The organism is Agromyces neolithicus (assembly GCF_039529735.1).
Taxonomy (GTDB): Bacteria; Actinomycetota; Actinomycetes; order Actinomycetales; family Microbacteriaceae; genus Agromyces; species Agromyces neolithicus.
The window spans coordinates 44,456-70,662 of record NZ_BAAANJ010000006.1 but is presented as its reverse complement, the minus strand read 5'-3'; the positions used below and the strand labels follow the sequence as shown (position 1 = coordinate 70,662).

At 69.8% G+C, this 26,207-nt stretch carries 27 protein-coding genes and 1 tRNA gene; 16 read left to right on the top strand and 12 right to left on the bottom strand.

The window, feature by feature from the left end:
- Window positions 1–25 precede the first annotated feature (25 nt).
- Both cysS and rlmB read left to right on the top strand, forming a co-directional pair.
- Entirely contained in the window at window positions 26–1,438 is a 1,413-nt protein-coding gene (gene cysS / locus ABD164_RS09175) for a cysteine--tRNA ligase (RefSeq protein ID WP_344295572.1), read from the top strand.
- Complete coding sequence (rlmB, locus tag ABD164_RS09170) at window positions 1,435–2,460, top strand: 23S rRNA (guanosine(2251)-2'-O)-methyltransferase RlmB (RefSeq protein WP_344295571.1); 1,026 nt, start codon at window positions 1,435–1,437, stop codon at window positions 2,458–2,460. The genes cysS and rlmB overlap by 4 nt, the downstream gene beginning before the upstream one ends.
- Window positions 2,461–2,574: 114 nt before the next feature.
- Here rlmB and ABD164_RS09165 read toward each other — a convergent pair whose 3' ends face one another.
- Complete coding sequence (locus ABD164_RS09165) at window positions 2,575–3,894, bottom strand: DUF4032 domain-containing protein (RefSeq protein ID WP_344295569.1); 1,320 nt, start codon at window positions 3,892–3,894, stop codon at window positions 2,575–2,577.
- Window positions 3,895–3,980: 86 nt separating this feature from the next.
- Window positions 3,981–5,081: an ABC transporter ATP-binding protein gene (locus ABD164_RS09160; protein ID WP_344295568.1), complete on the bottom strand. Its 1,101-nt coding sequence runs from the start codon at window positions 5,079–5,081 to the stop codon at window positions 3,981–3,983.
- 355 nt (window positions 5,082–5,436) lie between these two features.
- Here ABD164_RS09160 and ABD164_RS09155 point away from each other — a divergent pair, with 355 nt between their 5' ends.
- The 3 genes from ABD164_RS09155 to ABD164_RS09145 all read left to right on the top strand — a co-directional run bounded on the left by ABD164_RS09155 (window position 5,437) and on the right by ABD164_RS09145 (window position 7,501).
- Window positions 5,437–6,288 carry a DsbA family protein gene (locus tag ABD164_RS09155; RefSeq protein WP_344295566.1) on the top strand — a complete coding sequence of 284 codons (852 nt, stop codon included), beginning with the start codon at window positions 5,437–5,439 and terminating at the stop codon, window positions 6,286–6,288.
- Between the two features lie 77 nt (window positions 6,289–6,365).
- Window positions 6,366–6,438: transfer RNA gene (locus tag ABD164_RS09150), tRNA-Thr, on the top strand.
- A 1-nt stretch (window position 6,439) separates the two neighbouring features.
- Entirely contained in the window at window positions 6,440–7,501 is a 1,062-nt protein-coding gene (locus ABD164_RS09145) for a DMT family transporter (protein ID WP_344295565.1), read from the top strand.
- On the opposite strand, the gene ABD164_RS09140 is transcribed toward ABD164_RS09145, so the two are convergent.
- Window positions 7,485–8,033 carry a nitroreductase family protein gene (locus tag ABD164_RS09140; protein WP_344295564.1) on the bottom strand — a complete coding sequence of 183 codons (549 nt, stop codon included), beginning with the start codon at window positions 8,031–8,033 and terminating at the stop codon, window positions 7,485–7,487. The two genes, ABD164_RS09145 and ABD164_RS09140, sit on opposite strands and share 17 nt — an antisense overlap.
- Before the next feature lie 2 nt (window positions 8,034–8,035).
- On the bottom strand, window positions 8,036–8,437 hold the full coding sequence (gene msrB, locus ABD164_RS09135; RefSeq protein WP_344295562.1) for a peptide-methionine (R)-S-oxide reductase MsrB: 402 nt from the start codon (window positions 8,435–8,437) through the stop codon (window positions 8,036–8,038).
- Between the two features lie 210 nt (window positions 8,438–8,647).
- Between msrB and ABD164_RS09130 the strand changes: the two genes are divergently transcribed.
- The 5 genes from ABD164_RS09130 to ABD164_RS09110 all read left to right on the top strand — a co-directional run bounded on the left by ABD164_RS09130 (window position 8,648) and on the right by ABD164_RS09110 (window position 13,130).
- The gene (locus ABD164_RS09130) at window positions 8,648–8,944 is read left to right on the top strand and encodes a DUF3263 domain-containing protein (RefSeq protein ID WP_344295561.1); all 297 of its coding nucleotides are present in this window, start codon (window positions 8,648–8,650) and stop codon (window positions 8,942–8,944) included.
- 30 nt (window positions 8,945–8,974) lie between these two features.
- Window positions 8,975–9,517 carry a LytR C-terminal domain-containing protein gene (locus tag ABD164_RS09125; RefSeq protein ID WP_344295560.1) on the top strand — a complete coding sequence of 181 codons (543 nt, stop codon included), beginning with the start codon at window positions 8,975–8,977 and terminating at the stop codon, window positions 9,515–9,517.
- 226 nt (window positions 9,518–9,743) lie between these two features.
- Window positions 9,744–9,947, top strand: a complete 204-nt coding sequence (locus ABD164_RS09120; protein ID WP_344295558.1) for a cold-shock protein — start codon at window positions 9,744–9,746, stop codon at window positions 9,945–9,947.
- Between the two features lie 227 nt (window positions 9,948–10,174).
- Window positions 10,175–11,794, top strand: coding sequence for a chaperonin GroEL (gene groL / locus ABD164_RS09115; RefSeq protein WP_344295557.1), 1,620 nt, complete (start codon window positions 10,175–10,177; stop codon window positions 11,792–11,794).
- Window positions 11,795–11,933: 139 nt separating this feature from the next.
- A complete protein-coding gene (locus ABD164_RS09110; protein WP_344295556.1) occupies window positions 11,934–13,130 on the top strand; it encodes a hypothetical protein in 1,197 nt (398 codons plus the stop codon).
- A 61-nt stretch (window positions 13,131–13,191) separates the two neighbouring features.
- On the opposite strand, the gene ABD164_RS09105 is transcribed toward ABD164_RS09110, so the two are convergent.
- From ABD164_RS09105 to ABD164_RS09090, 4 genes are all read right to left on the bottom strand, one after another.
- On the bottom strand, window positions 13,192–13,482 hold the full coding sequence (locus tag ABD164_RS09105; protein ID WP_344295554.1) for a WXG100 family type VII secretion target: 291 nt from the start codon (window positions 13,480–13,482) through the stop codon (window positions 13,192–13,194).
- A gap of 127 nt (window positions 13,483–13,609) precedes the next feature.
- On the bottom strand, window positions 13,610–15,475 hold the full coding sequence (locus ABD164_RS09100; protein ID WP_344295553.1) for a sensor histidine kinase: 1,866 nt from the start codon (window positions 15,473–15,475) through the stop codon (window positions 13,610–13,612).
- Between the two features lie 31 nt (window positions 15,476–15,506).
- Window positions 15,507–16,199: a response regulator transcription factor gene (locus ABD164_RS09095; protein WP_231048755.1), complete on the bottom strand. Its 693-nt coding sequence runs from the start codon at window positions 16,197–16,199 to the stop codon at window positions 15,507–15,509.
- A 59-nt stretch (window positions 16,200–16,258) separates the two neighbouring features.
- Window positions 16,259–16,927 (bottom strand): helix-turn-helix transcriptional regulator, encoded by a 669-nt coding sequence (locus ABD164_RS09090; RefSeq protein ID WP_344295551.1) that lies wholly within the window; start codon window positions 16,925–16,927, stop codon window positions 16,259–16,261.
- Between the two features lie 159 nt (window positions 16,928–17,086).
- Here ABD164_RS09090 and folE point away from each other — a divergent pair, with 159 nt between their 5' ends.
- Genes folE through ABD164_RS09070 form a run of 4 tightly spaced genes read left to right on the top strand, consistent with a single transcriptional unit; the run spans window position 17,087 to window position 20,682 of the window.
- Entirely contained in the window at window positions 17,087–17,728 is a 642-nt protein-coding gene (gene folE, locus ABD164_RS09085) for a GTP cyclohydrolase I FolE (protein ID WP_344295550.1), read from the top strand.
- Between the two features lies 1 nt (window position 17,729).
- The gene (locus ABD164_RS09080) at window positions 17,730–18,977 is read left to right on the top strand and encodes an NAD(P)/FAD-dependent oxidoreductase (protein WP_344295548.1); all 1,248 of its coding nucleotides are present in this window, start codon (window positions 17,730–17,732) and stop codon (window positions 18,975–18,977) included.
- Window positions 18,974–19,900 carry a dihydropteroate synthase gene (gene folP / locus ABD164_RS09075; protein ID WP_425545932.1) on the top strand — a complete coding sequence of 309 codons (927 nt, stop codon included), beginning with the start codon at window positions 18,974–18,976 and terminating at the stop codon, window positions 19,898–19,900. Before ABD164_RS09080 ends, folP begins: the two co-directional genes overlap by 4 nt.
- Complete coding sequence (locus ABD164_RS09070) at window positions 19,897–20,682, top strand: pyrimidine reductase family protein (RefSeq protein ID WP_344295547.1); 786 nt, start codon at window positions 19,897–19,899, stop codon at window positions 20,680–20,682. Before folP ends, ABD164_RS09070 begins: the two co-directional genes overlap by 4 nt.
- A gap of 176 nt (window positions 20,683–20,858) precedes the next feature.
- On the opposite strand, the gene ABD164_RS09065 is transcribed toward ABD164_RS09070, so the two are convergent.
- From ABD164_RS09065 to ABD164_RS09055, 3 genes are read right to left on the bottom strand one after another with little or no spacing between them, the layout of a single operon-like run.
- Window positions 20,859–22,502, bottom strand: coding sequence for a DNA repair helicase XPB (locus tag ABD164_RS09065; RefSeq protein WP_344295545.1), 1,644 nt, complete (start codon window positions 22,500–22,502; stop codon window positions 20,859–20,861).
- A gap of 32 nt (window positions 22,503–22,534) precedes the next feature.
- Window positions 22,535–24,400, bottom strand: coding sequence for a helicase-associated domain-containing protein (locus ABD164_RS09060; protein WP_344295544.1), 1,866 nt, complete (start codon window positions 24,398–24,400; stop codon window positions 22,535–22,537).
- Between the two features lie 10 nt (window positions 24,401–24,410).
- Window positions 24,411–24,686, bottom strand: a complete 276-nt coding sequence (locus ABD164_RS09055; protein ID WP_344295542.1) for a hypothetical protein — start codon at window positions 24,684–24,686, stop codon at window positions 24,411–24,413.
- Window positions 24,687–24,830: 144 nt separating this feature from the next.
- On the opposite strand from ABD164_RS09055, the gene ABD164_RS09050 reads away from it, so the two are divergent.
- Both ABD164_RS09050 and ABD164_RS09045 read left to right on the top strand, forming a co-directional pair.
- The gene (locus ABD164_RS09050; protein ID WP_344295541.1) at window positions 24,831–25,211 is read left to right on the top strand and encodes a cold-shock protein; all 381 of its coding nucleotides are present in this window, start codon (window positions 24,831–24,833) and stop codon (window positions 25,209–25,211) included.
- The gene (locus ABD164_RS09045; protein ID WP_344295540.1) at window positions 25,204–25,968 is read left to right on the top strand and encodes a DUF3027 domain-containing protein; all 765 of its coding nucleotides are present in this window, start codon (window positions 25,204–25,206) and stop codon (window positions 25,966–25,968) included. Before ABD164_RS09050 ends, ABD164_RS09045 begins: the two co-directional genes overlap by 8 nt.
- Here the strand turns inward: ABD164_RS09045 and ABD164_RS09040 are convergent.
- Complete coding sequence (locus tag ABD164_RS09040; protein ID WP_344295538.1) at window positions 25,941–26,207, bottom strand: DUF2530 domain-containing protein; 267 nt, start codon at window positions 26,205–26,207, stop codon at window positions 25,941–25,943. The two genes, ABD164_RS09045 and ABD164_RS09040, sit on opposite strands and share 28 nt — an antisense overlap.

Here is a 26,207-nt window from a genome sequence, read left to right as displayed (position 1 = left end):
GGGGGCGCGCCGGTAGGCTTGGCGGGTGACCGTGCGACTCTACGACTCGAAGGCCCAGGCCCTGCGTGACTTCGTGCCCCTTCGCGAGGGGCACGTCGGCATGTACGTCTGCGGGCCGACCGTGCAGTCGAGCCCGCACATCGGGCACCTGCGCAGCGCCCTCGTCTACGACATCATGCGTCGATGGTTCGCCTACCGCGGCAACGACGTGGCGTTCATCCGCAACGTCACCGACATCGACGACAAGATCCTGAACGCGGCCGGCGACGAGCAGTGGTACGCCCTCGCCTACCGTGTCGAACTCGAGTTCACGGCGGCCTATGCCTCGCTCGGCATTCTCGCGCCGACCTACGAACCGCGGGCGACGGCGAGCGTGGCGCAGATGCAAGAGATCATCGCGCGGCTCATCGAACGCGGGCACGCGTATCCTGCACCCGACGGCACAGGCGACGTCTACTTCGACACCTCGAGCTGGCCGGCCTACGGCGAGCTCACCCGGCAGTCCCGCGACAAGATGGAGGCCGCGGCCGACGCCGACCCGCGCGGTAAGCGCGACCCGCGCGACTTCGCGCTCTGGAAGGGCCACAAGCAGTCCGAGCCCGAGTCGGCGAGCTGGCACTCGCCATGGGGCGACGGGCGGCCGGGCTGGCACATCGAGTGCTCGGCGATGGCCGCGCGCTACCTCGGCGCCGAGTTCGACATCCACGGAGGTGGGCTCGACCTGCGATTCCCGCACCACGAGAACGAGCTCGCCCAGTCGACCGCGGCCGGCGACGGCTTCGCGCACTACTGGGTGCACAACGGGCTCGTGAACGTCGGCGGGCAGAAGATGTCGAAGTCCCTCGGCAACTCGGTGTACGCCGCCGAACTGTTCGGCCTCGCCTCGCCGCTCGCGGTGCGCTACCTGCTCGGGGGGGCGCACTACCGTTCGACGCTCGACTACGCGCCGAGCTCGCTCACCGAGGCCGAGGCCACGGTCGACCGCATCCGCGGGTTCCTCGAGCGCGTCGAGCGCCGGCTCGCCGGCACCAGGTACGCGGGCGTGGGCAGCCCGGTGATTCCCGATGCCTTCGCCGACGCCATGGACGACGATTTCGGCGTGCCGCAGGCGCTCGCCGTGCTGCACGACACCGTGCGGGCGGGCAACCAATCCCTCGACGACGAGGAGCTGCACGACGCCGCCGTCGCGCACGGGCAGGTCGTCGCGATGGTCGAGGTGCTCGGCATCGACCCGCGAGATCCGCACTGGGCCTCGGGCGACGCCGGACCCGCGACATCAGCGCTCGACGCCCTCGTGACGCGGCTCATCGAAGATCGCCAGGCCGCCCGTGAGGCGAGGGACTACGCCGCGGCCGACCGCATCCGCGCCGAGCTCTCGGCTGCGGGCATCACCATCGAAGACAGTCAGACCGGCACGCATTGGAGCTTGGGATCATGAAGGGCAGCAGCGGCAAGTCGCGCGCCGGAGCAGTACGCAAGGCGAAGAACAAGCAGGTCGGCTCGGGCGGCCAGGGGCGTCAGGCCCTCGAAGGCAAGGGCCCCACGCCGAAGGCCGAAGACCGGGCCTGGCACCCCGCGGGCAAGCGCAAGGCCGCCCAAGAGCGCTACGCCGCCGCCGGGGGCAAGCGTGTCGCCGGCAAGGGTGGGGCGGGGCGCCCGGGCGCGCCGCGCGGTGCATCGGGTGCGGCGCGACGTTCGAAGTCGGGCGACGAGGCCGAGATCGTCACCGGCCGCAACTCGGTTGTCGAGGCGCTGCGCGCGCGCATCCCCGCGTCGACGCTCTACATCGCCGCCCGGGTCGAGATCGACGACCGCGTGAAAGAGGCGATGAAGCTCGCCAACAACCGCGGCATCCCCATGCTCGAGATCATGCGTCCCGAGCTCGACCGCCTGGCCGGCCCCGACTCGGTGCACCAGGGCATCGCGCTCAAGGTGCCGCCCTATGAGTACGCGCACCCCATCGAGATGCTCGACGAGGTGCTCGCACGCGACGAGACCCCGCTGCTCGTGGCGCTCGACGGCATCACCGACCCTCGCAACCTCGGCGCGATCCTGCGATCCACGGGCGCGTTCGGAGGTCAGGGGGTCATCGTGCCGCAGCGTCGCTCGGTCGGCGTCAATGCCGCGGCCTGGAAGACCTCGGCCGGTGCCGCCGCCCGCATTCCCGTCGCCATGGCGCCCAATCTCACCCAAACGCTGAAGTCGCTCAAGGAGCGCGGGGTCTTCGTGCTCGGCCTCGACGGCGGCGGCGACGTCTCGTTGCCCGGCCTGTCGTGGGCCGACCGTCCGATCGTCATCGTCGTCGGCAGCGAGGGCAAGGGTCTCTCGCGCCTCGTCGCCGAGACGTGCGACGCCATCGTGTCGATTCCGATCGAAGCCGCGACCGAGTCGCTCAATGCCGGCATCGCGGCATCCGTCACGCTCTACGAGATCTCGAAACTGCGCGCGGCGTCCCAGTAGCGGACGCGCGCTGCGCCACTTCGCCGCCCTCCGCGCCAGCCGAAGTGGCGCAGTGAGCGCGGAAGTGGCGCGGGGACGGCGAGGGAGGGGCCGCGCACGTCGCGCGCGCCGCCCTCAGACCTTCAGACGCCAGTCGTTCTCGTCGTCGGGATCGATCGCGCTGATCGCCGCCGTCTCGGTCGGAACGACGTCGAGCACCGCGGTGAACGAGCTCGTCACCGGGTCGATCACCGTGGCCTCATCGCGGCGATGACGCAGCACCTCGTTGATGTACGAGGTCACCGCCTCGGCGAGCGGAATGTCGTGCCCGGCCTGCTGCGCCATGAACCAGCGGTGCTCGAGCAGCTGGTGGAACACCTCGGCGGGCTCGAGCTTGCGCCGCAGGTCGAGCGGGATCGCCCGCACGACCGGCTCGAAGACGCGCATGAGCCACTCGTGCGCGACCATCTCTTCATCGAGCCGGTCTTTGCCGTAGGCCGCACGGTACGAGTCGAGATCGTTGAGCAGGCGACGTGCCTGGTTCTCGCCGGCATCGAGCCCGGTGAGTCGCAGCAGTCGGCGCTGGTGGTGCCCGGCGTCGACGACCTTGGGCTGGATGCGCACGCGCGTGCCGGTCTCGTCGGTCTTGATGGCGAGCTCCTCGATGTCGAACCCGAGTTCGTTGAGCCGGTTGACCCGTTCGAGGATGCGCCAGCGTTCGGCCGACGAGAAGATCTGCGAGCCCGTGAGCTCGGTCCACAGGCTGCGGTACGCATCGATGATGCCGTTCGAGATGTTGACCGGGTCGAGTTCGTCGGCGACCTTGCCGCCGGCCTCGAGGTCGAGCAGCTCGCCGGCGATGTTGACGCGGGCGATCTCGAGGTCGTTCTCGCGCTGTCCGTCGGAGAGTCCGCCCTCGTAGAGCTTTCCGGTCTCGGCATCGACGAGATACGCCGCGAATGCGCCGGCGTCACGCCGGAACAGGGTGTTCGAGAGTGAGACGTCACCCCAGAAGAACCCGACGATGTGCAATCGCACCAGCAGCACCGCCAGCGCGTCGACGAGGCGGGTGGCGGTGTCGGGCCGCAGTGTCTGCGAGAACAATGCCCGGTACGGCAGGGAGAAGCGCAGGTGCCGTGTGACGAGCACCGGCTTCAGCGTGTCGCCCTCGTCATCGGTGCGGTTCGTGATCACGGCGATCGGATCGACGCACGGGATGTCGAGTCGTTGCAACGCTCGCAGCATCTCGTACTCGCCCTTGGCCATCTCGGCCGTGGTCTCTTTGACGGCGACGACGTGGGATCCGAGATGCGCGAAGCGCACGAGGTGGCGCGAGATGCCCTTGGGCAGCGCGGCGATCGTCTCGCTCGGCCAGGCCTCGAGCGGGAGGTCCCACGGAAGGTCGAGGAGGGCGGGGTCGGTCAGCGCCGACGTGATCGAGAGTGAGCCGGTCATCGAGGTTCAGCGTAGCCCGCGTGCGGGAGAGACGCCGATGCCGGCCGGGCCGAGGCCCGACCGGCATCGTGCGCGGTTCACCGGGTTCAGCTGACCACGGCCTTGTCGCTCAGGCGCTGGCCCGACTCGATGTCGAAGAGGTGCACGTGGTTCGGGGTCGCGGTGAGGTACACGCGCTCGCCGGCGTTCGGGTGCATGCGGCCGTCGACGCGCGCGACGATGTCGGTGCGCTTGCCCTCGACGGTCGAGTGGCCGTAGAGGTAGCCGTCGGCGCCCAGCTCTTCGACGAGATCGACGTCGACCGCGAGGCCCTCACCTTCGTGGGGCGACACCGTGATGTCTTCGGGGCGCACGCCGATCGTGGCGACCGCGCTGCTGGCATCGGCGAGGATGTCGCGGTCGACCGGAACCGTCGCGGTGCCGAACTTGACGCCGCCTTCGACGAGCTCGGCGTGGAACAGGTTCATGGCCGGCGAGCCGATGAAGCCGGCGACGAACACGTTCTGCGGCTTCTCGTAGAGGTCGCGGGGGGTGCCGACCTGCTGCAGCACGCCGTCTTTCAGCACGGCGATGCGGTCGCCCATGGTGAGCGCCTCGGTCTGGTCGTGGGTGACGTAGACCGTGGTGACGCCGAGGCGGCGCTGCAGCGACGCGATCTGCGTGCGGGTCTGCACGCGCAGCTTCGCGTCGAGGTTCGACAGGGGCTCGTCCATGAGGAACACCTGGGGCTGGCGCACGATCGCGCGGCCCATGGCGACACGCTGGCGCTGGCCGCCCGAGAGCGCCTTCGGCTTGCGGCTGAGGTAGGGCTCGAGGTCGAGCAGCTTCGCAGCCTCGAGCACGCGCGCCGCGCGCTCGTCTTTGCCGACGCCCGCGATCTTGAGCGCGAACCCCATGTTCTCGGCGACCGTCATGTGCGGGTAGAGCGCGTAGTTCTGGAAGACCATCGCGATGTCGCGGTCTTTCGGGGGCACGTCGGTGACGTTGCGGTCTCCGATGAGGATGTTGCCCTCGTTGACCTCTTCGAGGCCGGCGAGCATGCGGAGCGAGGTGGACTTGCCACAACCCGAGGGGCCGACGAGCACGAGGAACTCGCCGTCTGCGATCTCGAGGTCGAGCTTGTCGACGGCCGGGCGAGTGCCGCCCGGGTAGAGGCGGGTGGCCTTGTCGAACGTGACTGACGCCATGGTTCTGTGTTCTCCTTCACCGGCAGGTACGTGCCGGACGATCCGTAGTGAATGGACTCGCGTCGTCGTTGACGCCTCCTCAGTATCGCATGCGCGAACGGGTCGTCTGCACCGGCGGCGGATGTCCCGGGCGGGAGGCAGGCTCGTCCGCGATACATGCCCGGGCCGGGGCATCCGTGTTCAGCGTTCGTTTGGGCGATTCCCAGACGCCGTGCCTACTATCGTGTTTGCGTTCGCGTGCAGACACGCGCGCCCACACAGCGATCCGGAGTGACCATCGATGAGCAATGGCGGAGCAGACAGGCCACGCCCCTCCCGTAACGAACAGCGCGAAGCAGCGCGCGAGAAGGCACGGGTGCTGCGCGAAGAGCAGAAGAAGCGTGAGCGCCGCAACAAGTGGCTCATCCAGGGCGGCATCATCGTCGCAGTGCTCGCGGTCGCGGGCCTGGTCACCGGACTGCTGCTCAACAACGTGCGTCCTGACGGCCCGGGCCCAGCGAACATGGCGAGCAACGGCATCGTGCTCACGGGTGGCGAGGGGGTCATCACCCCCGTCGAGACGCCCGCGCTCGACGCCGGTGAGACGCCCACGCCGACCGTGCCCGACGACAGCGGCACCGTGGCGAACATCGTCACGTACGTCGACTACCTCTGCCCGTTCTGCGGCGACTTCGAGGCGACCAACGCAGAGTCCATCCGCGCGATGCTCGAAGAAGGGGCTGCGACCCTCGAGGTGCACCCCTTGGCGATCCTGACCAACAAGTCGGCAGGCACGCAGTATTCGCTGCGCGCCGCGAACGCGGCGGCCTGCGTAGCCGACACGTCGCCGGCAACGTTCCTCGACTTCCACGACCTGATGTTCGAGAACCAGCCCGAAGAGGGCTCCGAGGGGCTCTCGAACGACGAGATCACGGCGCTTGCGAAGCAGGCCGGCGTCTCGTCGTTGTCGACGATCGAGAAGTGCATCGACGACGAGCAGTTCCACCGCTGGGTGCAGGACGCGACCAACCGTGCGCTCACCCAGCCGGTGCCCAACTCCGACCTCGCCTCGATCACCGGCACGCCCACCGTGCTCGTGAACGGCAAGCAGTACGTCGGCTCGCTCACCGACCCGGCCGAGTTCCAGTCGTTCGTGCTGCAGGCCACGGGCGAGACCTTCTCCGAGTCGAACGCCACGCCGACCCCGACGCCGACCCCGGCGCCGTAGCCTCGCCTGCGTCACCGCCTCCTGCTGCCGCCGGAGGTCGGTGCGCGCGAGCCCGGTAAGATGACCGGGGCACGCATGCCGGCTTGGCGCAATTGGTAGCGCACCGCTCTTGTAAAGCGGGGGTTGTGGGTTCGAGTCCCATAGCCGGCTCTTGACAGAACAGCCGACCACCGACGCCGCGCCGCAGGCGCCGGGCTCGGGAGAACCACACCGCCACGCCCACGCCGAGCGATCGCGCATCCCGATGTGGGTGGCGATCGTGCTCGCCGTCGTCTTCGGCGGCGGTGTGGCCCTGCAGTCGCGGGTGAACGGCGAGCTCGCCGCGGCCATCGACGACCCCTACACCGCGGCGCTGATCTCATTCGGCTCCGGCCTCGTGATTCTGCTCGTCGTACTGATGTTCTGGCGACCCGGCCGCGCGGGCTTCGCGAAGGTTCGCGACGGACTGCGAACCGGCCGCATCGTGTGGTGGATGCTGCTCGGGGGTCTCGCGGGCGCCTGGTTCGTCACGACGCAGGGCCTGTCGGCGGGCGTGCTCGGCGTCGCGCTGTTCACCGTGGCGATCGTCGCGGGTCAAACGATCGGAGGCATCGTCTTCGACGTCATCGGGCTCGGGCCCGGCGGGCGTCGCCCGCTCACGACCATGCGCGTCATCGGAGCCGTGCTCGCGGTGGCGGCCATCACCTGGGCAGTCTCGGCCCAGCTCCCGCACGATGTGCCGCTGCTGCTCATGCTGCTTCCGTTCGTCGCGGGGGTCGGCGCCGCGTGGCAGCAGGCGGTGAACGGAAGGGTGAAGGTCGAGGCCGGCAGCGCGTTCACCGCGACGCTCTTCAACTTCGCCGTGGGCAGCGCGGCGCTCGCCATCGTCGTGGTCGTGCACGCCGCCATCGCGGGCTGGCCGTCGTCGCTGCCCGCCGAACCGTGGCTGTACCTCGGCGGTGCGATCGGCTGCGTGTTCATCGCGGGCACAGCAGTGCTCGTGCGGGTCGTGGGCGTGCTGCTGCTCGCCCTCTGCGGCGTCGCCGGTCAGCTCGCGACCGCGCTCGCCCTCGACCTGCTGCTGCCGACCTCAGACGTTCCCATCGACCTCGCGACGATCGGCGGCACCGTGCTCGCCGTCGTCGCGGTGGTCGTCGCGTCGATCCGGTGGACGAAGCACAAGCACGTCGCCGACCCGCACGCCGACGGCGTGGCCGTCAGTCGAACGAGCTGAAGTTCGGCGTGAGCGGCCGCGTGGCGCGCGGTACGCGCGTCGGCTCGGGCACCCCTCCGACGTACAGCCAGCCGAGCAGGTGCTCGTTCGGGCCGAGCCCGTGCATGTCGGCCACGAGCGGATGCCGCGTGTACGGCCCGGTGCGCCACATCACGCCCCACCCGGCGTCGTCGAGCAGCAGGTTCAGCAGGTGGGCGACGCCGGCCGCCGCGGCGTCCTGCTCCCACTCGGGCACCTTCGGGTGCGCAGTGATCGTCGCGACGATCGCGAGCAGCAGGGGCGCGCGTTCGGGTTTCGCGGCGAGCTTCGCCGCCGCATCGCCCGACAGGCCGGATGCTTCGGCAAGCGCCGCGCCGAGACGCGAGCGTGCAGCGCCGCGCAGCGCGATCACGCGCCACGGGCGCAGCGCCGCGTGGTCGGGCACTCGTTCGGCCGCTGCGAGCAACCCGATGATCGTCGCGTCGTCGGGAGCGGCATCCGTGACCTTCGACGCTGAGCGTCGCGCGAGCGCCGCTTCGCGCACCGACGCCACGCTCAGGACTCGGCGGTGAAGCCGAGGGCGAGCGAGTTCATGCAGTAGCGATCGCCGGTGGGCGTGCCGAACCCGTCGGGGAACACGTGACCGAGGTGCGAGCCGCACGCGGCGCAGCGCACCTCGGTGCGCACCATGCCGAGCGTCGTGTCTTCGATCAGCTCGACGGCCTCGGGACGAACCGACTCGTAGAAGCTCGGCCAGCCGCAGCCGGAATCGAACTTCGTGCCGCTCGTGAACAGTTCGGCGTTGCACGCCGCGCACGTGTAGACACCGGCGCGCTCCTCGTCGAGGAGTTCGCCCGTCCAGGGGCGCTCAGTGGCGGCCTCCCGCAGTACCGCGTACTGCTCGGGCTCGAGTTCGGCACGCCACTCGCCGTCGCTCTTCTTCACGCTGTAGGACATGCGCATCCTCTCGGGGAATGGGATCTCGTCTTCCATCGTCGCAGGTCGGCGGCGAGGTTGCGGATTCGTACGTCGACTGCAACGCACGACCGATGCCCCGTGTTCCGCCGGTGGCACACGCCGCGGCTGCTCGGCATGCACTCGGGCTGCGGTGCCTAGGATGTGCAGCACAGGACGTGCGTCATCGCGCGGCCGCAACGGGAGGTGGACATGGGCGCAGAGCGCGTACCCGACCGGCCCGACGACGCAGGCCTCGACGAGCGGCAGCGGCACGTGCTCGCATTCGAGGCGCGAGCCTGGAAGCAGCCCGCGCGCAAGGCTGAGGCGATCCGCAACGAGTTCGGCATCTCAGCGACCCGCTACTATCGGATACTCGGCGAGCTCATCGACTCGCCGGCCGCCCTCCGGCACGATCCGATGCTCGTCAAACGCCTGCAGCGCATGCGTTCGGCACGCGCGGAGGCCCGCAGCCGGCGTTCCCTCTCGCTCGGCCGATCGCTCGACTGAGCGCGGCCCCGACCCCTGATACCTGGACACATGGCGCAGAAGTTCCCCCGCGATCGATTCGACTCGATCCCGCACGGCATCGATCGAGTCGGCGCGCACCGTGCTCCCGCGCGCCGTGGCGCCAAGTGGATCGCATTCGGCTGGGCGGCGCTCGCGACCGTCGTGCTCGTGGCGGTCGGCATCGGCGCGGTCATGTTGCTGAACGATCGCCTGAACTTCGCCGCGCCCACCGCGACCCCGACTCCCTCGCCGGTGGTCACCGCGGCGCCGACGCTCGCGCCCGAAGTACCGGTGACGGTGCTGAACGGCACCACGACGTCTGGGCTCGCCGCGAACGCCGCCGAGCTGCTCACGGCCGGAGGGGTGACTGTGGGGGCGACCGCGAACGCGAGCACGAGCGACCTGACCGAGACCGTGGTCTACTACGCCACTGCCGACCTCGAGGGTGCTGCGCGCGGCGTCGCCCAGTTGCTGCCCGAGGCCGACGTGCGGCTCTCCGAGCAGTTTGCGGCGACGGGCACCCCGCTCGTCGTCGTGCTCGGTTCCGACTACGCCGCGAGCATCGCCGGCTGACCGCCGGCGATCGATGCGCTCGTCCAGTGCGGAATCGTTGCCATTCTGCGATCATTCGTTGCGTCGAGCCCCTTGTGCCCGCGTGTCACGTCGTTAGTATCTGGAATTGGCCGCTCGAATCCCGTGTCACGCCACGCCACCCTCGGCGCCGCGTCAGCACGACCCAGGGGCCCGGTACAGGCGACAGGCACGTGCTGATCCACACACAGCAACATGGGAGCAACGCATGGCGAACGGAACCGTCAAGTGGTTCAACGCTGAAAAGGGGTACGGTTTCATCACCGTCGACGAGGGCGGCCAAGACGTCTTCGTGCACTACTCCGCCATCGACATGGCCGGATACAAGGTGCTCGAAGAGGGGCAGCAGGTCGTGTTCGAGGTCGGCGCGGGCTCGAAGGGCCCACAGGCCGAGGGCGTCCGTCCCGCCTGATCCCGAACGACATCCGAACGCGCGGCCGTCGACCGGCCGCGCGTTCGTCGTTTTCCGTCGGGATCCGGGTTCGCGTGCCGGCCGCAGGTTCGCCCGTCTCGGGCGCCGTGCGTCATGCTCGCTTGCACTCGTGCCGGGAGAGTGCCAGAATCGTCTTAGCACTCACTCGTTTTGAGTGCTAAATCTACGAATCTTTGAAGACGTCCGGGAAAGGACGAGAAACACACATGGCAAAGATCATTGCTTTCAACGAGGAGGCCCGCCGCGGCCTCGAGCGTGGCCTCAACACGCTCGCCGATGCGGTCAAGGTGACCCTCGGCCCGCGCGGACGCAACGTCGTGCTCGAGAAGAAGTGGGGCGCGCCCACGATCACGAACGACGGTGTGTCCATCGCCAAGGAGATCGAGCTCGACGACCCGTACGAGAAGATCGGCGCCGAGCTGGTCAAGGAGGTCGCCAAGAAGACCGACGACGTCGCCGGTGACGGCACCACGACCTCGGTCGTGCTCGCCCAGGCGCTCGTGCGCGAGGGCCTTCGCAACGTCGCCGCAGGCGCCGACCCCATCTCGCTCAAGCGCGGCATCGAGAAGGCCGTCGCGGCCGTCGAGACCGAGCTCCTCGCGAACGCGAAGGATGTCGAGACGAAGGAAGAGATCGCCGCGACCGCGTCGATCTCGGCCGCCGACGAGCAGATCGGTGCGCTCATCGCCGAGGCCATCGACAAGGTCGGCAAAGAGGGCGTCGTCACGGTCGAGGAGTCGAACACGTTCGGCACCGAGCTCGAGCTCACCGAGGGCATGCGCTTCGACAAGGGCTACCTGTCGGCGTACTTCGTGACCGACCCCGACCGTCAGGAGGCTGTCTTCGAAGACCCCTACATCCTGATCGTCAACAGCAAGGTCTCGAACATCAAGGACCTGCTCCCCATCGTCGACAAGGTGATCCAGACCGGCAAGCAGCTGCTCATCATCGCCGAAGACGTCGACGGCGAGGCGCTCGCCACCCTGATCGTCAACAAGATCCGCGGCATCTTCAAGTCGGTCGCCGTCAAGGCTCCCGGCTTCGGCGACCGTCGCAAGGCGCAGCTGCAGGACATCGCGACCCTCACGGGCGGTCAGGTCATCTCCGAAGAGGTCGGCCTCAAGCTCGAGAACGTCACGCTCGACCTGCTCGGCACGGCTCGCAAGGTCATCATCACCAAGGACGAGACGACCATCGTCGAGGGTGGCGGCGACGAAGAGGCCATCGCCGGCCGCGTCTCGCAGATCCGCAAGGAGATCGACAACACCGACTCCGACTACGACCGCGAGAAGCTGCAGGAGCGTCTCGCCAAGCTCGCGGGCGGCGTCGCCGTCATCAAGGCGGGTGCGGCGACCGAGGTCGAGCTCAAGGAGCGCAAGCACCGCATCGAAGACGCGGTTCGCAACGCGAAGGCAGCCGTCGAAGAGGGCATCGTCGCCGGTGGTGGCGTCGCCCTCATCCAGGCCGGCAAGACCGCCTTCGAGAAGCTCGAGCTCACGGGCGACGAGGCGACCGGCGCGAACATCGTTCGCGTCGCGATCGACTCGCCGCTCAAGCAGATCGCCCTCAACGCAGGTCTCGAGCCCGGCGTCGTCGCCGACAAGGTGCGCAACCTCCCGGTCGGCCAGGGCCTCAACGCCGCGACCGGCGAGTACGTCGACATGCTCGCTGCGGGCATCAACGACCCGGTGAAGGTCACCCGCTCGGCGCTGCTCAACGCTGCGTCGATCGCGGGCCTCTTCCTCACCACCGAGGCCGTCGTCGCCGACAAGCCCGAGAAGACGCCGGCCCCCGTCGGCGACCCCACGGGCGGCATGGACTTCTAGTCCTCGCGGCACACGCACCAACACGATGGGCGCCTCCTTCGGGAGGCGCCCATCGTCGTCGTTCGACACCCGTGCGCCGATGCCCGATCGTTATCGTGCGCCGCCTCTGAGAACGATTCCCGACCACTAGATTCGCGGTATGCCATCACCGGGTCGCTTCGCCCTCCTCGCGGCGGCCGCCGCTTTCGGCGTGCTGATGACGGGGTGCACCGCGGGGCCCGCCCCGACCGGGGTCGCGACCCCGACGCCCACGCCGACCGAGACCGTGGCGCCGGTCGTCGACCGCCCGACCCCCGTGTTCGCCGTCGGCTGCGACGAACTCGTCGACCCGGCCGAACTGCAGACATTCGTCGGTGCCGGCGTCGCGCCGATCGCCCTCGTCACGCCCGCGGAGCGCGTCGCCACGATCTCTCCTGACGTGGCTGCCGTCGACCAGCTCGGCTCGCTGGTGTGCGATTGGACCGATGGGCAGCACTCGGAGTCGCCCTGGGGGCCTCCGCCCGACCCCCGGCAGAGCGTGCACCTCTCGCTCGTGCCCGACGCAGAGGCGGCCGCTCAGCGCTACGTCGACGTCTATGCGCCGACATCGCCCGATGCCGCATATGGAGCCACAGCGCACGGTCCGCGTTGCATCGGCGTCGAGTACGCGATGCCGACCGGGTACTGCGAACTGCAGGGCTGGCTCGCCGACTCGTGGATCGAGTACGTCGTCCACGGAATCGACATCGCCTCGTACGACACCGACGCGCAACTGCTGGCCGCGTTCACCGTGCTCACCGACCGGGCCATCGCCGCGCTCGGTGATGCCGAGCGAGGGGCGGAGTGGACGCCGCCCGTGTCGCCGAGCCCGGTCGGCGACTGCGGGTCGGTGGTGACCACCGAAGACATCGTCGAACTGACGGGCGTCGCCGATATCTGGGTCGGCCCGTTCTGGGACGGCCCGCGGGTCGGCCAGTACTCGTACGCCGCCGAGACCGAGCACGCGATGGAATGCTCGTTCAACTTCGTCGATGCCGAAGGCTCGTTCGGGGCCGTGCACGTGCTTCCCGAAGGGGGCTGGGGATTCGCGTCCGCGGCTCAGGCGTGGCTCGCCGAGGGCGCCGTGGCGACCGAGGTCGAAGGTGTGGCCCCGGGTGATGCGCTCATGCGGTGTGCCGACCTCGCCGACACGTGCGCACTCGACCTGCGCATCGCCGAGCACTGGGTGCGCATCGAGGTGATGCCGACCCCGCCCGACGAGGTCACCTGGGTTCCGGCGGGCGTCGACTTCGACGCGGCGCGCTCGGCGATCGTGCCGATCGCCGAGCGCGTCGTCGCGAACATCACGGCCGACTGAGCTACGCGCCGCCCGGGCGGCGCATGGCCTGCGCGACGCCTGGGCAACGCGCCGGTCGTCGTCAACGCAGGAACAACCGCGCGTTCGACTGCTCGGCGTCCATGTACTGCGACGCGGCGACCCCCAGTGCCTGGTTGAGCCCCGAGAGGCTGTGCTCGACCTGCATCTGCGTCGCGCGCCAGTCGGCGACCGCACCTTGGAACGCCGACGACGCCTGCCCCGACCACGACGACTGCAGGCCGGTGAGCTGCCCGAGCAGCGCCGAGACCTCGGATTGGATTCTGCCGATCGTGCCCTGCACGGTGTGGGTGGCTGCCGAGACCTGCTCGGCGTCGACCTGGTAGCTGGTCATCTGGGATGTCCCTTCGTTCGGTGTGAGACCGACGTTAGGGAGGATTGTGCGGCGGCGACGGCGAGAACGGCGCACCGGGGACAGCGCTCGCCCCGCGCAGCCTGTCGAGGACGAGTGCCCGCCCCGATCAGCCCTCGGTGATCGGCTGCGGCGCGGCCGACGAGCCCGCGAGCGGCAACATGACCCGGAACGTCGCGCCACCGCCGGGCGTCTCGACGACGTCGACGGTGCCGTTGTGCGCGGCGACGATCGATGAGACGATCGCGAGCCCGAGACCCGAGCCGCCCGTCTCACGTGTGCGCGACGTGTCGGCTCGCCAGAACCGCTGGAAGATCTTCTCGCTGATCTGCGGCGGGATGCCCTCGCCGTGATCGACGACCTCGACCATGGCGCGCTCATTGTCGTCGTCGACCGTCACGCGGATCTCGAGGGGGCTGCCGTCGGACGTGAATCGGATCGCGTTGCCCATGAGGTTCGTGATGACCTGGCGGATCTTGTTCTCTTCGGCGAGCACGGTCGCGCGCCGCATGGGCTCGGCCACCTGCTTCTGAGCGACGGGTGCGTTCGCATCGGGCGAGGCCGCCACGTCGCTCGACAGCCCACCGCTGATCTGCGGGCCGCCCTGCGCCTTCGCCGCGGCCCGCTTCGCGGTGGCGGATGCCGCTGCTGCGCGTTTGGCCGAAGCCGCCGCAGCAGCTGCGCGCTTGGCGGCCTGGGCGTCGCGGCGGGCCGCCACGGCGGCGTCGCCGCGGACCCGTCGCCCGCGCAGGCGCGCGAGCGTTGCGCCGGCGAACGAGATCGGGGCGGTGTTCGCGGGCTGTGCGGCGGCGTCGAGCTCGACCTCGCGTTGGGGGGTGCCGTCGCTCGTGGCGTCGGCCGCTTCGTGCTCGGGCGCGATCACGGTGACGACCCGATCAGGGTGCGCCGCCATGGTGTCGAGCGCGGCGTCGCGCGCGAGCGGCACGAGGTCGACCACGGCCAGCTCGAGCGGCTTCGCCTCGTCGAGGCGTGCGAGGGCGAGCAGGTCTTCGACGAGCCCGCCCATGCGGATCGCCTCTTTCTCGATGCGCTCCATGGCCTGCGTGACGTCGTCGTCGGTCTGCAGGGCGCCCATGCGGTAGAGCTCGGCGTACCCGCGCACCGAGACGAGCGGGGTGCGCAGTTCGTGCGAGGCGTCGCCGACGAAGCGCCGCATCTGGTCGATCGTGCGCGCACGGTCGCGGAACGCGCGATCGATGCGGTTGAGCATGGTGTTGAGCGACCGGTTGAGCCGGCCGACCTCGGTGTTGGGCGTCGCACCGCCCAGTCGCTGCCCGAAGTCACCGTCGGCGATCGCGGCGGCGGTGCGCTCGACCTCGCGCAACGGGGTGAAGGTCGAGGTCACGAGCATGCGCGTGAGCAGCGCTCCGACGAGCACGACGCCGAGTCCGAACCCGAGGAAGATCGTGAGGTAGACGCCGAGCAGGCGCTCGGTGTCTGCCGACGAGATCGCGATGACGATCGGCACGAACGTGCCGTGCGAATCGGCCGGCATGAGCGCCGCCACAGCCCTGAAGGTCTTCGCGCCGTCGGCATCGCGCAGCGGGAAGGTGACGTAGGTGCCCGCGTTGAGCGCGGTCACCTGCGCCTGCGTGAAGGTCGCCGGGAACACGGGCAGCTCGGCCTTGTCGCGGTGGTCCCAGTTGTTGCGCTGGTACTCGCCGTTCGCGCTGTAGACGGCGACGAACACGTCTTCGGATGGCGTGAAGTCGAGTTGGTTGAGGTTGGTCTGGACGCGCGGGCCGTCGCTGTCGAGCGAGAAGTACTTCGTCATGTCGCCCGAGGCGATCGCCTCGAGTTTCGCGACCATCTGGTCTTCGACGTACGAGCGGAGCATCGCGGCCGTGCCGATGCCCGAGACCAGCAGTCCGAGGGTCAGCATCAGCACCGTCACACCGGTGATCTTGGTGCGCAGCGAGATGCGGTTCCACCGCTCGAACAGGGTCTGGTTCATTGCGGGCCGAGTCTAGGCGGCGAAGCCTGAGTCAAGGCTTGGAGGACTTCAGCATGTACCCGAATCCGCGCTTGGTCTGGATGAGCGGCTCGGTCGAATGCTGGTCGAGCTTGCGGCGCAGGTACGAGATGTAGCTCTCGACGATGCCGGCGTCGCCGTTGAAATCGTATTCCCACACGTGGTCGAGGATCTGCGCCTTCGACAGCACCCGGTTGGGGTTCAGCATGAGGTAGCGCAGCAGCTTGAACTCAGTGGGGGAGAGCTCGACGGGCACGTCGCCCACGAGCACTTCGTGGGTGTCCTGATCCATGGTGAGCTCGCCGGTGCGGATCACCGCGTCTTCTTCGGCGTGCATCGTGCGCCGCAGGATCGCCTTGATGCGTGCGACGATCTCGTCGAGGCTGAACGGCTTGGTGACGTAATCGTCGCCGCCGACAGTGAGGCCGGTGATCTTGTCTTCGGTGTCGTCTTTTGCGGTGAGGAAGAGGATCGGCGCGGTGTAGCCGGCCGTGCGCAGGCGCTTGGTGACGCCGAACCCGTTCATGTCGGGCAGCATCACGTCGAGGATGATGAGGTCGGGCTCCTCTTCGAGCACGGCCGAGATGGTCTGCGCGCCGTTGCCCACGGCGCGGACCGCGAATCCGGCGAATCTCAGGCTCGTGGTGAGCAGGTCGCGGATGTTGGGCTCGTCATCGACGATGAGAATGCGTGGTCCATCGCTCATGGGTCGATTCTCTTGACGTTTGCTGAAACCTGCCTGTGAGTCGTGTGGGTGGCGGTTGTTCACGGCGTGGCGGTGACGCGGATGCAGCATGCCCCCGAACCCGCATCGAGGTGCACGCGGCGGGGGTCGTCGCCGACCGCTTCGGCCATGCCGCACAGCATCGCGTGGTTGAGTTCGCACACCACCGCGGGATTCTGGCGGGCGAGACGGTGGAACGGGCAGGTGCCGAGCACGGTATCGTCGCCGTCGGCCATGGGTTCGAGACCGGCCTGCTCGAGCGCGTCGTCGAGATCAGCGGATGTCCCGGCGAGGCGTTGCCCGGTGCGCAGGGCCGCATCGCGCAGGGCGTCGCGTACGGGCACGTCGTCGCCGACGGCGCGGGCGATCGCCTCGGCCATGATCTCGCCCGCCACTTCGTAGAGCCGTGGGGGCACCGAGACCGAGAGTTCGGAGTCGGGACGCACGTAGACCTTCGCCGGACGCCCCGAACCCGGCCCGGTGCGACCGCTGAGTCGCCGGAATTCGACGGTGAGCAGCCCGACGTCGGCGAGTCGCTCGAGGTGGAAGGCGGCGGTGCTGCGGGGCAGGCCGAGCATCGTCGCGACCTGGTCACGGCTCACCGGCCCGGCGGCGCGTGAGACCGCGGTGTAGACGCGACGCCGGGTGGGGTCGGAGAGCACCGTGACGGTGATCAGGTCGTCGCTGTTGCGGGTCTCGTCAGCAGCCATGGCTTCATCGTATCTCTAAAAGCAATACCTATTGACAAAAGAATTCGCGCGGCATAGCGTCGGCTTCACGGGAGATGCGAGGCACGGGTCATCCGATCGTCGGACGCGACGCCTGACGGCCTCGACCCCATTCGAACCGGCCCGAGCCGAGGAGCAGCCATGACGACCGAACTCGCCGCATCGGCGACCACCATGCGACGGCTGCACGCGGTCGCGCCCGACGAACCGGTCGACGTCGTCATCGACCGGGCCGGCGCGATCGTGGCCGTCGAGGCGCTGCTCACGGCACTCGGTCGCGACCCCGCATCCACGCACCTCGCCGAGACGCCCCGCCGCGTCGCCGACGCGTTCATCGAGCTGCTCACGCCGCATCCGTTCGCCGCGACGACGTTCGCGAACGACGAGCGCTACGACGAACTCGTCGTCGTCGCCGGCATCCCGTTCAGTTCGCTGTGCGAGCATCACCTGCTGCCGTTCCGCGGCGTCGCGCACGTGGGGTATGTGCCCGGCGACCGTCTTGTCGGGTTGTCGAAGCTCGCTCGCGTCGTCGAACTGTTCGCACGCGACCTGCAGGTGCAGGAGCGCATGACCCGCCAGATCGCCGACTGGATCGACGAGACCCTCGAGCCCCTCGGCGTCGGGGTGGTGCTCGAGGCCGAGCATCTCTGCATGTCGCTGCGCGGCGTGCAGGCCGAGGGAACGCGCACGGTGACGAGCTCGCTCGTCGGCTCGGTGCGCGACGACGATCGCACCCGCCGCGAGTTCCTCGCCCGCTGCGGTCTGCGCGGAACGGAGGCATGAGATGAACTCATCACGCGGACTCGTCATCGTCGGCGGCGGGCTCGCCGGCGCACGAGCGGCCGAGGGCGCACGCGAGGCGGGATACGCAGGGCCGATCACGATCGTCGCGGGCGAAGACGCGATGCCCTACATTCGCCCGCCGCTGTCGAAGGGGTTCCTGCTCGGCAACGACGACCGCGCCTCGATCGACGTGCACCCCGAGGCCTGGTACGCCGAACAGCGCGTCGAGGTGTTGCGCGGCCGCCGGGCCACCTCGTTCGACCCCGTCGCGCACACGGTCGCGATCGGCGAGAGCGAGGTGCGCACCTACGACCGGCTGTTGCTCGCGACCGGCGCCTCGCCGCGCAGGTTCCGTGGGCCGGGCACAGACCTCGCCGGTGTGCACCTGCTGCGCCAGGTCGACGACTCGATCGCCCTGCGCGAGGCGATTGCGCCCGGCGATCGACAGGTCGTGATCGTCGGCGCCGGATGGATCGGGCTCGAAGTCGCGGCCGCCGCGAGGAACTACGGCAATGACGTCACGGTGCTCGGCCTCGAGACGGTCCCGCTGAACGTGGCGATCGGCGACGCCGCCGGCTCGGTATTCGGCGACCTGCATCGCGCGCACGGGGTCACGCTGCGCATGTCGACGAGTGTGGCCGGCATGGTCGGCGCCGAGGGCAGTGTCACCGGGGTCGAGCTCGAGGGCGGCGAGGTGGTGCCGGCCGACGTCGTCGTCGTGGGAATCGGTGCGATCCCCGAGACCGCGCTCGCCGAAGCGGCAGGCCTCGAGGTGGCGGGCGGCATCACGACCGATGCGGGGTTCCGCACGAGCGCAGGCGACGTGTACGCGGTCGGCGACGTCGCCAGCGTGTTCCATCCCGTGCTCCGCCAGCCGATCCGCATCGAGCACTGGGCCAACGCCGAGGTCGCGGGCAAGGCAGCCGGCCGCTCGATGGCCGGTGAGGTCGTCGAGTACGACGAGATCCCGTACTTCTACACCGACCAGTACGATCTCGGCATGGAGTACTCGGGCTACGGCACGCTCGCCGGAGGCATCGAACCGGTGTTCCGGGGCGACCGCGACGCGCGCGAGTTCGTGGCGTTCTGGATCGACGACGCGAGAAGAGTCGTCGCCGGCATGAACGTGAACGTCTGGGATGTGAACGACACTGTGCAGCGGCTCATCCGCGAACAGGTCGTCGTCGATCCCGCGCGGCTCGCCGACCCCTCCGTTCCGCTCGAGGCGTTCGCCAGGACGTCCGGGTGATCGAAGGGCCGCCGCTCGGCTGGGTCGACCCGGCGATCACGCACCCGGTGCGCCGCATCGCCGGGCGAGAGGTCGACTTCCGCCGCACGATCGCGGTCATGGCCGTCGTGAACCGCACCCCCGACTCGTTCTACGACCGTGGCGCGACCTTCGGCCTCGACCAGGCCGTCGGCGCCGCGCGCCGCGCGGTCGAGCAGGGCGCAGCCTGGGTCGACATCGGGGGAGCGAAGTTCGGGCCCGGGCCCGCCATCCCGGTGGCTGAAGAGATCGATCGGGTCGTGCCCGTCGTCGAGGCGCTGCACGGCGTCGACGCGGCGATCTCGGTCGACACGTTCCAGGCCGAGGTCGCCGCCGCGGCCATCGCAGCGGGCGCGCACATCGTGAACGACACCACGGGAGTGCACGACCCGGCGATCGCCGAGGTCGTCGCGTCGAGCGACGCGACCCTCGTGATCACCCACAGCCGGGCGCAGCCACGCCAGTGGTTCCCGCGCCCGCAGTACGACGACGTGGTCGGCGAGATCGCCGCGTTCCTCGACGAGCGGGTCGCGCTCGCCGTGCGGCACGGCGTGCCCGAGGATCGCATCGTGCTCGACCCCGGCCACGACCTGAACAAGAACACGCTGCACTCACTCGAGCTCACGCGCCGGTTCGGCGAGCTCACCGCGCTCGGGTTCCCGCTGCTCGCCGCCGTCTCGAACAAGGACTTCATCGGCGAGACGCTCGACCGACCCCGCGACGGGCGGCTCGCAGGATCGCTCGCGGCGGCGGTGTTCTGCGCGCTGCAGGGCGCGCGCATCCTGCGCATGCACAACGTGCCCGAATCGGTCGACGCGGCACGCACGGTCGAGGCCATCCTCGGGTGGCGCGAGCCGGTACGCCTGCGGCACAACATGCTCGACGGCCCGAACGAAGAATCATGAGCGCCGCGCCCGACCCGCCCGCCGCGCCCGACCCGCCCGCCGTGCCCGACCCGCCCGCCGCGCCCGACCCGCCCGCCGCGCCCACCCGTGCAGCGATGCTCGGGGCCTATGCGATCGACGATCGGGCGACACCGCGCGTGCGCATGAACTTCGTGATGAGCCTCGACGGCGCCGTCACCATCGACGGGCGCAGCGGCGGGCTCGGCAGCGCCGACGACCAGCGCCTCATGGGCGTGCTGCGTGCACTCGCCGACGTGATCCTCATCGGCGCGGGCACGCTGCGCGCCGAGGGGTACGGTGGGGTGCGCCTGCCCGCCGAGGTCGCTGCATGGCGGGTCGCCCGGGGCATGGCACCCCAACCGCCGCTCGCGGTCGTGTCATCGCGGCTCGACATCGATCCGGGTCATCCGTTCTTCACGCAGGCGAGCGTACGGCCGATCGTGGTGACCCACTCCGCATCGCCCGCCGACCGGCGTTCGGCGCTCGCCGAGGTCGCCTACCTCATCGTGCACCCCGGTGACGCGGTCGACCTGCGGCGTACGGTCGACGAGTTCGCCGCTCGAGGGCTGCCGCAGGTGCTGTGCGAGGGCGGACCGCACCTGTTCGGCGCGCTGCTCGCCGCCGACCTGGTCGACGAGTTGTGCCTCAGCCTGTCTTCGGTGCTCGTGTCGGGCCACGCCGGGCGTATCGCAACCGGCATCGAGGTGCCGCCGCGACGCATGCGGCTCGTGCACGCGCTGCCGGCCGACGAGATGCTGTTCCTGCGCTACACCCGCGGATGAGCGCGCCCGGTGCGGGCGGGGCTGCGCGCTCGCGCGCGACCCGCGTCAGCTCAGGAGAATGGGACGCATCCACCCGTCACAGCCGACCTCAGCGCAATTCTCCTCGGTTGGGGCACCTGACCTGAGTCGGCGCAGTCGAGCGCGTGATGAGGGAGCGGGTGACGCCCCGACGTGCGTCAGGCCGCCTCGAGCGCGTGGGCGTCGAGGATCGTGTAGCTGTAGCCCTGCTCGGCGAGGAACCGCTGCCGGTTCTGCGCGAAGTCCTGGTCGACGGTGTCGCGGGCGACGAGGGTGTAGAAGTTCGCCGACAGGCCCGACTCCTTCGGCCGCAGCAGCCGCCCGAGCCGCTGCGCCTCTTCCTGACGTGAGCCGAACGAGCCCGACACCTGGATGGCGACCGTCGCCTCGGGCAGGTCGACCGAGAAGTTCGCGACCTTCGAGACGACGAGCACGGGCGTACGCCCGTCGCGGAATTCCTGGAAGAGCCGCTCGCGCTCGTCGACCGGCGTCGAGCCGGTGAGCTTCGGGGCGCCGAGCGCCTCGGCGAGCTCGTCGATCTGGTCGAGGTACTGCCCGATCACGAGGATGCGCTCGCCCGCATGGCGCGCGACGAGCTCTTTCACCACGCCGAGCTTCGCCGGCGCCGTCGCCGCCAGACGGTAGCGTTCGTCGTCGGCGGATGCCGCGTACGCGAGGCGCTCGGACTGCGGCAGGTCGATGCGCACCTCGTAGCAGGCTGCGGGCGAGATGAAGCCCTGCGCCTCGATCTCATTCCACGGGGCGTCGAACCGCTTGGGACCGATGAGCGAGAACACGTCGCCCTCGCGGCCGTCTTCACGCACGAGCGTCGCGGTGAGCCCAAGGCGTCGGCGCGCCTGCAGCTCGGCGGTCAGCTTGAACACCGGCGCGGGCAGCAGGTGCACCTCGTCGTAGACCACGAGGCCCCAGTCGAGCGCGTCGAGCAGTGCGAGGTGGGCGTACTCGCCCTTGCGTTTCGCGGTGAGGATCTGGTAAGTCGCGATCGTGACCGGCTTGACCTCTTTCACCTGACCCGAGTACTCACCGATCTCGTCGGCAGTCAGGCTCGTGCGCTTGAGCAACTCGTCGCGCCATTGGCGCGCCGATACCGTGTTCGTGACGAGGATGAGCGTCGTCGTCTTGGCCGTGGCCATGGCTCCCGCGCCCACGAGCGTCTTGCCGGCACCGCAGGGCAGCACGACGACGCCTGAACCACCGTCGAAGAAGTTGTCGACGGCCTTCTGCTGGTAATCGCGCAGATGCCAGTCGGCCTGGTCGAGCGAGATCTCGTGCGGTGTTCCGGGCGTGTACCCGGCGAGGTCTTCGGCGGGCCAGCCGAGCTTGACGAGCTCCTGCTTGAGCTGCCCGCGCGCCCACGGCTCGACGAGGAACCCGGTGTCGTCGATGCGCTCGGTGAGCAGGGGTGCGATGCGCCGGGCGCCGGCGACCTCGGTGAGCACCGCGAGATCATCGGAATGCAGGCGCAGCCTGCCGTCGTCGGTGCGGTCGATCACCAGCCGGCCGTACCGGCCGACGGTCTCGCGCATGTCGACCGAAACCGTCTGCGGCACGGGAAACTTCGCGTACCGCTCGAGGGTGCCGAGCATGTCGTCGGCGTCGTGGCCGGCCGCGCGGGCGTTCCACAACCCGAGGCGGGTGATGCGGTAGGTGTGCACGTGCTCGGGTGCGCGCTCGAGCTCTGCGAACACCGCGAGGTCGTGACGCGCATCTTCGGCGAGGGGGTGCGCGACCTCGAGCAGCACGGTGCGATCGCTCTGCACGATGAGTGGGCCATCTGACATGACGTTCGAGTCTACGCCCGCTCGGTGCGTCGTCACCCGGCGGGTGCGGGCGCGACCGACGCGATGGCCGAGAGCGGCAGGGTGCGTTCGATGTCTGCCTTGCGGTCGCGGGCGCGAAGCCTGCCGTTCGCGACACTCGCGGGTGCGAGCAGATAGTCGGCCGTGTCGCCGCCGGGCATGCGCACCGTGACGGTGAGGGTCTCTTTGGCGCGTGCGGCCGCCTCGAGCTGGCGCGCGAGCCATGCCTGCTCGGTCGCCTCGCCACCCGGCTCGTCGAGCACGCGGTCGAGCAGCGCGGTGATCGGGTCGGCCTTCGCCGCGACGACGGGTGTGGGTGCGAGCCGGTGTCGGCGCAGTCGCACGATGTTGCCGTCGTGGTCTTCGGCGGCGACGGGATAGCGCGCGTCGGAGAGCGCCCAGAACACGACGTCGGGGCTGAACCTCGAGAGCAGCCGGTGCGGCCCCGCCTGGCGCAGGCCGATCGACGCGAGCGCCTGGTCGACCGCGAGCGTGCGCACGAGCTGCTCGTCGTCGGAGCGTATCGTGGCCTTCGCCGGGGAATCGGATTCATCGGCGGCCCTGACGCGGACCGCGCCGAACCGCTCGGACGCCTCGCCGACGAGGTACGCGAGCGGCTGCGGAATTCCGGTGAGCGAGAGCCCGCCGAGGAACTCGAGGATCGTCTCGGCCGATTCGCCGGCCGCCAGTGCACGATTGACGGATGCCGCGCTGACGCGATATGTCGAGGCGAGATCTCGGCCCTCGACGTCGGCGACCGCGCGCAGTCGGGCGTCGAGCGACGGCTCGAGCGGGCCGGGCGAGACGATCGTGAGGTCGTGCTGCAGGTACACCTTGTCGACCTGCGCAGGAAAATGCGCCGCGACCCGATCGGCGGCCTCGTCGAGCTGCCCGGCGAGCACGAGCCGACCGGTCTCGACGGGCTCACCGGAGACGGCGAGTCCGAGTGCATCGGCTTCGCCGAGCAGCCGGTCGAGGCCGTCGTCGAGCCAGCGCCCGCCCGCCGGGTAGAACCAGCGCACGTCGTCGCGCAGCGCGGCCGCCGTGAGCGTGTCGGTGCGGCGCGCGACGAGTTCGCGCAGCGGCGCTGGAATGCGGTCGCGCCAGCACTCGGCCAGGCGCAGCCAGCGGCCCTTCGCCGATTCGAGCGCCCACGAAGCGCCATGATCGGACTCGAGCCAGAACGCGCCCTCGCGCGCGACGAGGCCGGCCTCATCGGCGCGATGGAACAGGCGGGGCAGGTCTTCGAGCGCTGTGCCGCTCGCCTCGGCGAGCCGCTTCGAGTCGGGCAGCGCGAGCCCGCCCTTGGCGAGTTCGCGGGCCGGCTGCGTGCCGAGTTCGGAGAGTAGCTCGGCGGTGGCCGCGACGGTCGCGTACGCGGACTCGGACGAGCGCCGCTCGAGGATGCTGCGGTCGACCTCGTCTGCGGTGACGAGCACGGGCGGTGCGGGTGCTGCGAGCTCGGCCGTCGACGGGAGGTCGTCGCCGAGGCGCGGCACGAGGCGCGAAATGAGCGCGGTGGGCACGTGGACGTGCCTGTCGGCGATGACGACGAGCAACGCCGAAGCGAGACGGCCGAGCAGTGCGTTCGTCTCGGCGATCAGGTCTTCGGATGCTGCGAGCCGCGCCAGCTCGTCGTGTACCGCGTCGACCGTGGTTCCGGTGGCGTTGGCCGCGGCGAGCTCGGCAGCCGCGGCGAGTACGGCGAGGCGCCGCCGGTCGAGCCGGCTGATCGCGTGGTCGAGCGAGTCGGGCGAGAGCAGCAGCTCGGCGAGGTCGAACAGGTCGTGCACGCCGTTGGGTTCGAACTCGCGCGAACGCAGTGCTGCGGCGAGATCGTCTCGCGGCAACTCCCGGAGTCGTGCGGCCAGTTCGAGCATCGTCTCCTGTTCAGCTCGCTCGCGCTCGGGGCTCGCGTGAGCGGCGAACCCAGTTGACGATGAGCAGCGCGATGAGCAGCAGGAACCCGATCGGCAGGCCGAACCACGGCAGCATGATGATGAACGGCCAGGGTGGCTGGCTGAAGCCGTTGTCGGCACCCGCCCCGGCCGCGGTGCCGATGATGACCGCGAGGAAGGCGAGGATCGAGAGGCCGACGACCGCCGCGAACATGAACGCGAGGACGCGCTCGGCGCGATGCTCGGTGACAGGGCCGGAGTCGCTCACCTCACCAGAATAGGACAGCGCAGGCCGAACCCGCGCGCTCCCCCTCCCGACGGGCCGCGATCGGGGCGCCGCAAGACCGTAGACTGGAGGTTGGATGGGCCCGCCACTTTCAGTGCGCCCAGAGACGCGAGCGAGGTTCACACGATGCCCACCGGCAAGGTCAAGTTCTACGACGACGAGAAGGGATTCGGCTTCATCACCTCCGATGACGGCCACGAGGTCTTCCTCCATGCATCCGCCCTCCCCGCCGGCTCGACCGTGCGCGCGGGCACTCGCCTCGAGTTCGGCATCGCCGACGGCAAGCGCGGGGCGCAGGCGCTCTCGGTGCGTGTGCTCGACGCGCCCCCGAGCCTCGCGAAGCTGCACCGCAAGCCGGCCGACGACATGGCGGTCATCGTCGAAGACGTCGTGAAGGTGCTCGACGGCATCGGCGCAGACCTGCGTCGCGGCCGCTACCCCGAGAAGTCGAAGGCCCGCACCGTCGCCGCGGTGCTGCGCAAGGTTGCTGACGACCTCGATGCCTGAGGCTCCCGAATCCGGGGTCGAGGTCGTGGTCGTCGGCCCCGAATCATCCCAGACCGAATCACCCGAGACCGAATCGGCCGAGACCGCGTCGCCAGGCGTCGAGGTCGCGCCCGTCGTGGCCGACGAGGTGCTGCTCGCCTCGGTCGACCTCGCGCGCCGGGCGCTGCTCGACGTGACCGCGCCCGAGACCGTCGGATCGGTCCTGGGCCATGTCGCCGAGGGCGAGCATGTGCTCACCCTGCGCTTCGCCGCCGACCTCTCGGGTTACCCCGGTTGGCACTGGACCGTGACCATCGCCCGGGTCGACGATGGCGAGCCGACGGTACTCGAAACCGAGCTCATGCCCGGCGAGTCGGCCCTGCTCGCTCCCGAGTGGATTCCATGGTCCGAGCGTCTCGCCGAGTACCGGGCGGCACAGGACGCCGCTGCGGCGGCGGCGCGCGAGGCGACCGAGGCCGAGGGCAGCGCCGACGACGAGCTACTTGACGCCGACGACCTCGACGACGACCTCGACGACGCCGACCTCGACGACGCCGATGAGTTCGGCGACGCCGACGAGTTCGGCGACGACGATGAGCTCGATGACGACGACCTGGGCGATGGGGTGTCGGGCGGCGACGACTTCGGAACCGACGATGATGACGAGTTCGACGGAATCGACATCGACGCGCTCGACGACTCTGCCGATGCCGATGCCGATGCCGACGACGTCGACACCGAAGAAGGCATTCAGTCCGACGAACCTTCGGGCCGCTGACCTGCGCGTCGTCTGATCATCTGCACCACGAGCAGCCCGACCAGCCCGAGGCCGAGGCCGACGGCCGACGCGACCGTGAACCAGCCGTAGCCCGCTTCGTCGAGCTGCACCCGGAACACGAGGCACAGCACGAGGGCGACGAGCCAGGCAGCGGTTCCAGCGGCGACCGCCTTGCGCGCGTCGGCCCGTGCGGGCGCGGGATCGGGCCGACGCTCGTGCTCGCCCAGCCAGAAGCGCAC

What these genes read in the sequence shown, in the direction of transcription:
- rlmB (WP_344295571.1), top strand. Translation starts at nt 1,435, where the DNA reads ATGAAGGGCAGCAGCGGCAAGTCGCGCGCCGGAGCAGTACGCAAGGCG.
- ABD164_RS09165 (WP_344295569.1), bottom strand. Translation starts at nt 3,894, where the DNA reads ATGACCGGCTCACTCTCGATCACGTCGGCGCTGACCGACCCCGCCCTC.
- ABD164_RS09160 (WP_344295568.1), bottom strand. Translation starts at nt 5,081, where the DNA reads ATGGCGTCAGTCACGTTCGACAAGGCCACCCGCCTCTACCCGGGCGGC.
- msrB (WP_344295562.1), bottom strand. Translation starts at nt 8,437, where the DNA reads ATGTCCTACAGCGTGAAGAAGAGCGACGGCGAGTGGCGTGCCGAACTC.
- ABD164_RS09130 (WP_344295561.1), top strand. Translation starts at nt 8,648, where the DNA reads ATGGGCGCAGAGCGCGTACCCGACCGGCCCGACGACGCAGGCCTCGAC.
- ABD164_RS09125 (WP_344295560.1), top strand. Translation starts at nt 8,975, where the DNA reads ATGGCGCAGAAGTTCCCCCGCGATCGATTCGACTCGATCCCGCACGGC.
- ABD164_RS09120 (WP_344295558.1), top strand. Translation starts at nt 9,744, where the DNA reads ATGGCGAACGGAACCGTCAAGTGGTTCAACGCTGAAAAGGGGTACGGT.
- groL (WP_344295557.1), top strand. Translation starts at nt 10,175, where the DNA reads ATGGCAAAGATCATTGCTTTCAACGAGGAGGCCCGCCGCGGCCTCGAG.
- ABD164_RS09110 (WP_344295556.1), top strand. Translation starts at nt 11,934, where the DNA reads ATGCCATCACCGGGTCGCTTCGCCCTCCTCGCGGCGGCCGCCGCTTTC.
- ABD164_RS09105 (WP_344295554.1), bottom strand. Translation starts at nt 13,482, where the DNA reads ATGACCAGCTACCAGGTCGACGCCGAGCAGGTCTCGGCAGCCACCCAC.
- ABD164_RS09100 (WP_344295553.1), bottom strand. Translation starts at nt 15,475, where the DNA reads ATGAACCAGACCCTGTTCGAGCGGTGGAACCGCATCTCGCTGCGCACC.
- ABD164_RS09095 (WP_231048755.1), bottom strand. Translation starts at nt 16,199, where the DNA reads ATGAGCGATGGACCACGCATTCTCATCGTCGATGACGAGCCCAACATC.
- ABD164_RS09090 (WP_344295551.1), bottom strand. Translation starts at nt 16,927, where the DNA reads ATGGCTGCTGACGAGACCCGCAACAGCGACGACCTGATCACCGTCACG.
- folE (WP_344295550.1), top strand. Translation starts at nt 17,087, where the DNA reads ATGACGACCGAACTCGCCGCATCGGCGACCACCATGCGACGGCTGCAC.
- ABD164_RS09080 (WP_344295548.1), top strand. Translation starts at nt 17,730, where the DNA reads ATGAACTCATCACGCGGACTCGTCATCGTCGGCGGCGGGCTCGCCGGC.
- ABD164_RS09070 (WP_344295547.1), top strand. Translation starts at nt 19,897, where the DNA reads ATGAGCGCCGCGCCCGACCCGCCCGCCGCGCCCGACCCGCCCGCCGTG.
- ABD164_RS09065 (WP_344295545.1), bottom strand. Translation starts at nt 22,502, where the DNA reads ATGTCAGATGGCCCACTCATCGTGCAGAGCGATCGCACCGTGCTGCTC.
- ABD164_RS09060 (WP_344295544.1), bottom strand. Translation starts at nt 24,400, where the DNA reads ATGCTCGAACTGGCCGCACGACTCCGGGAGTTGCCGCGAGACGATCTC.
- ABD164_RS09050 (WP_344295541.1), top strand. Translation starts at nt 24,831, where the DNA reads ATGCCCACCGGCAAGGTCAAGTTCTACGACGACGAGAAGGGATTCGGC.
- ABD164_RS09045 (WP_344295540.1), top strand. Translation starts at nt 25,204, where the DNA reads ATGCCTGAGGCTCCCGAATCCGGGGTCGAGGTCGTGGTCGTCGGCCCC.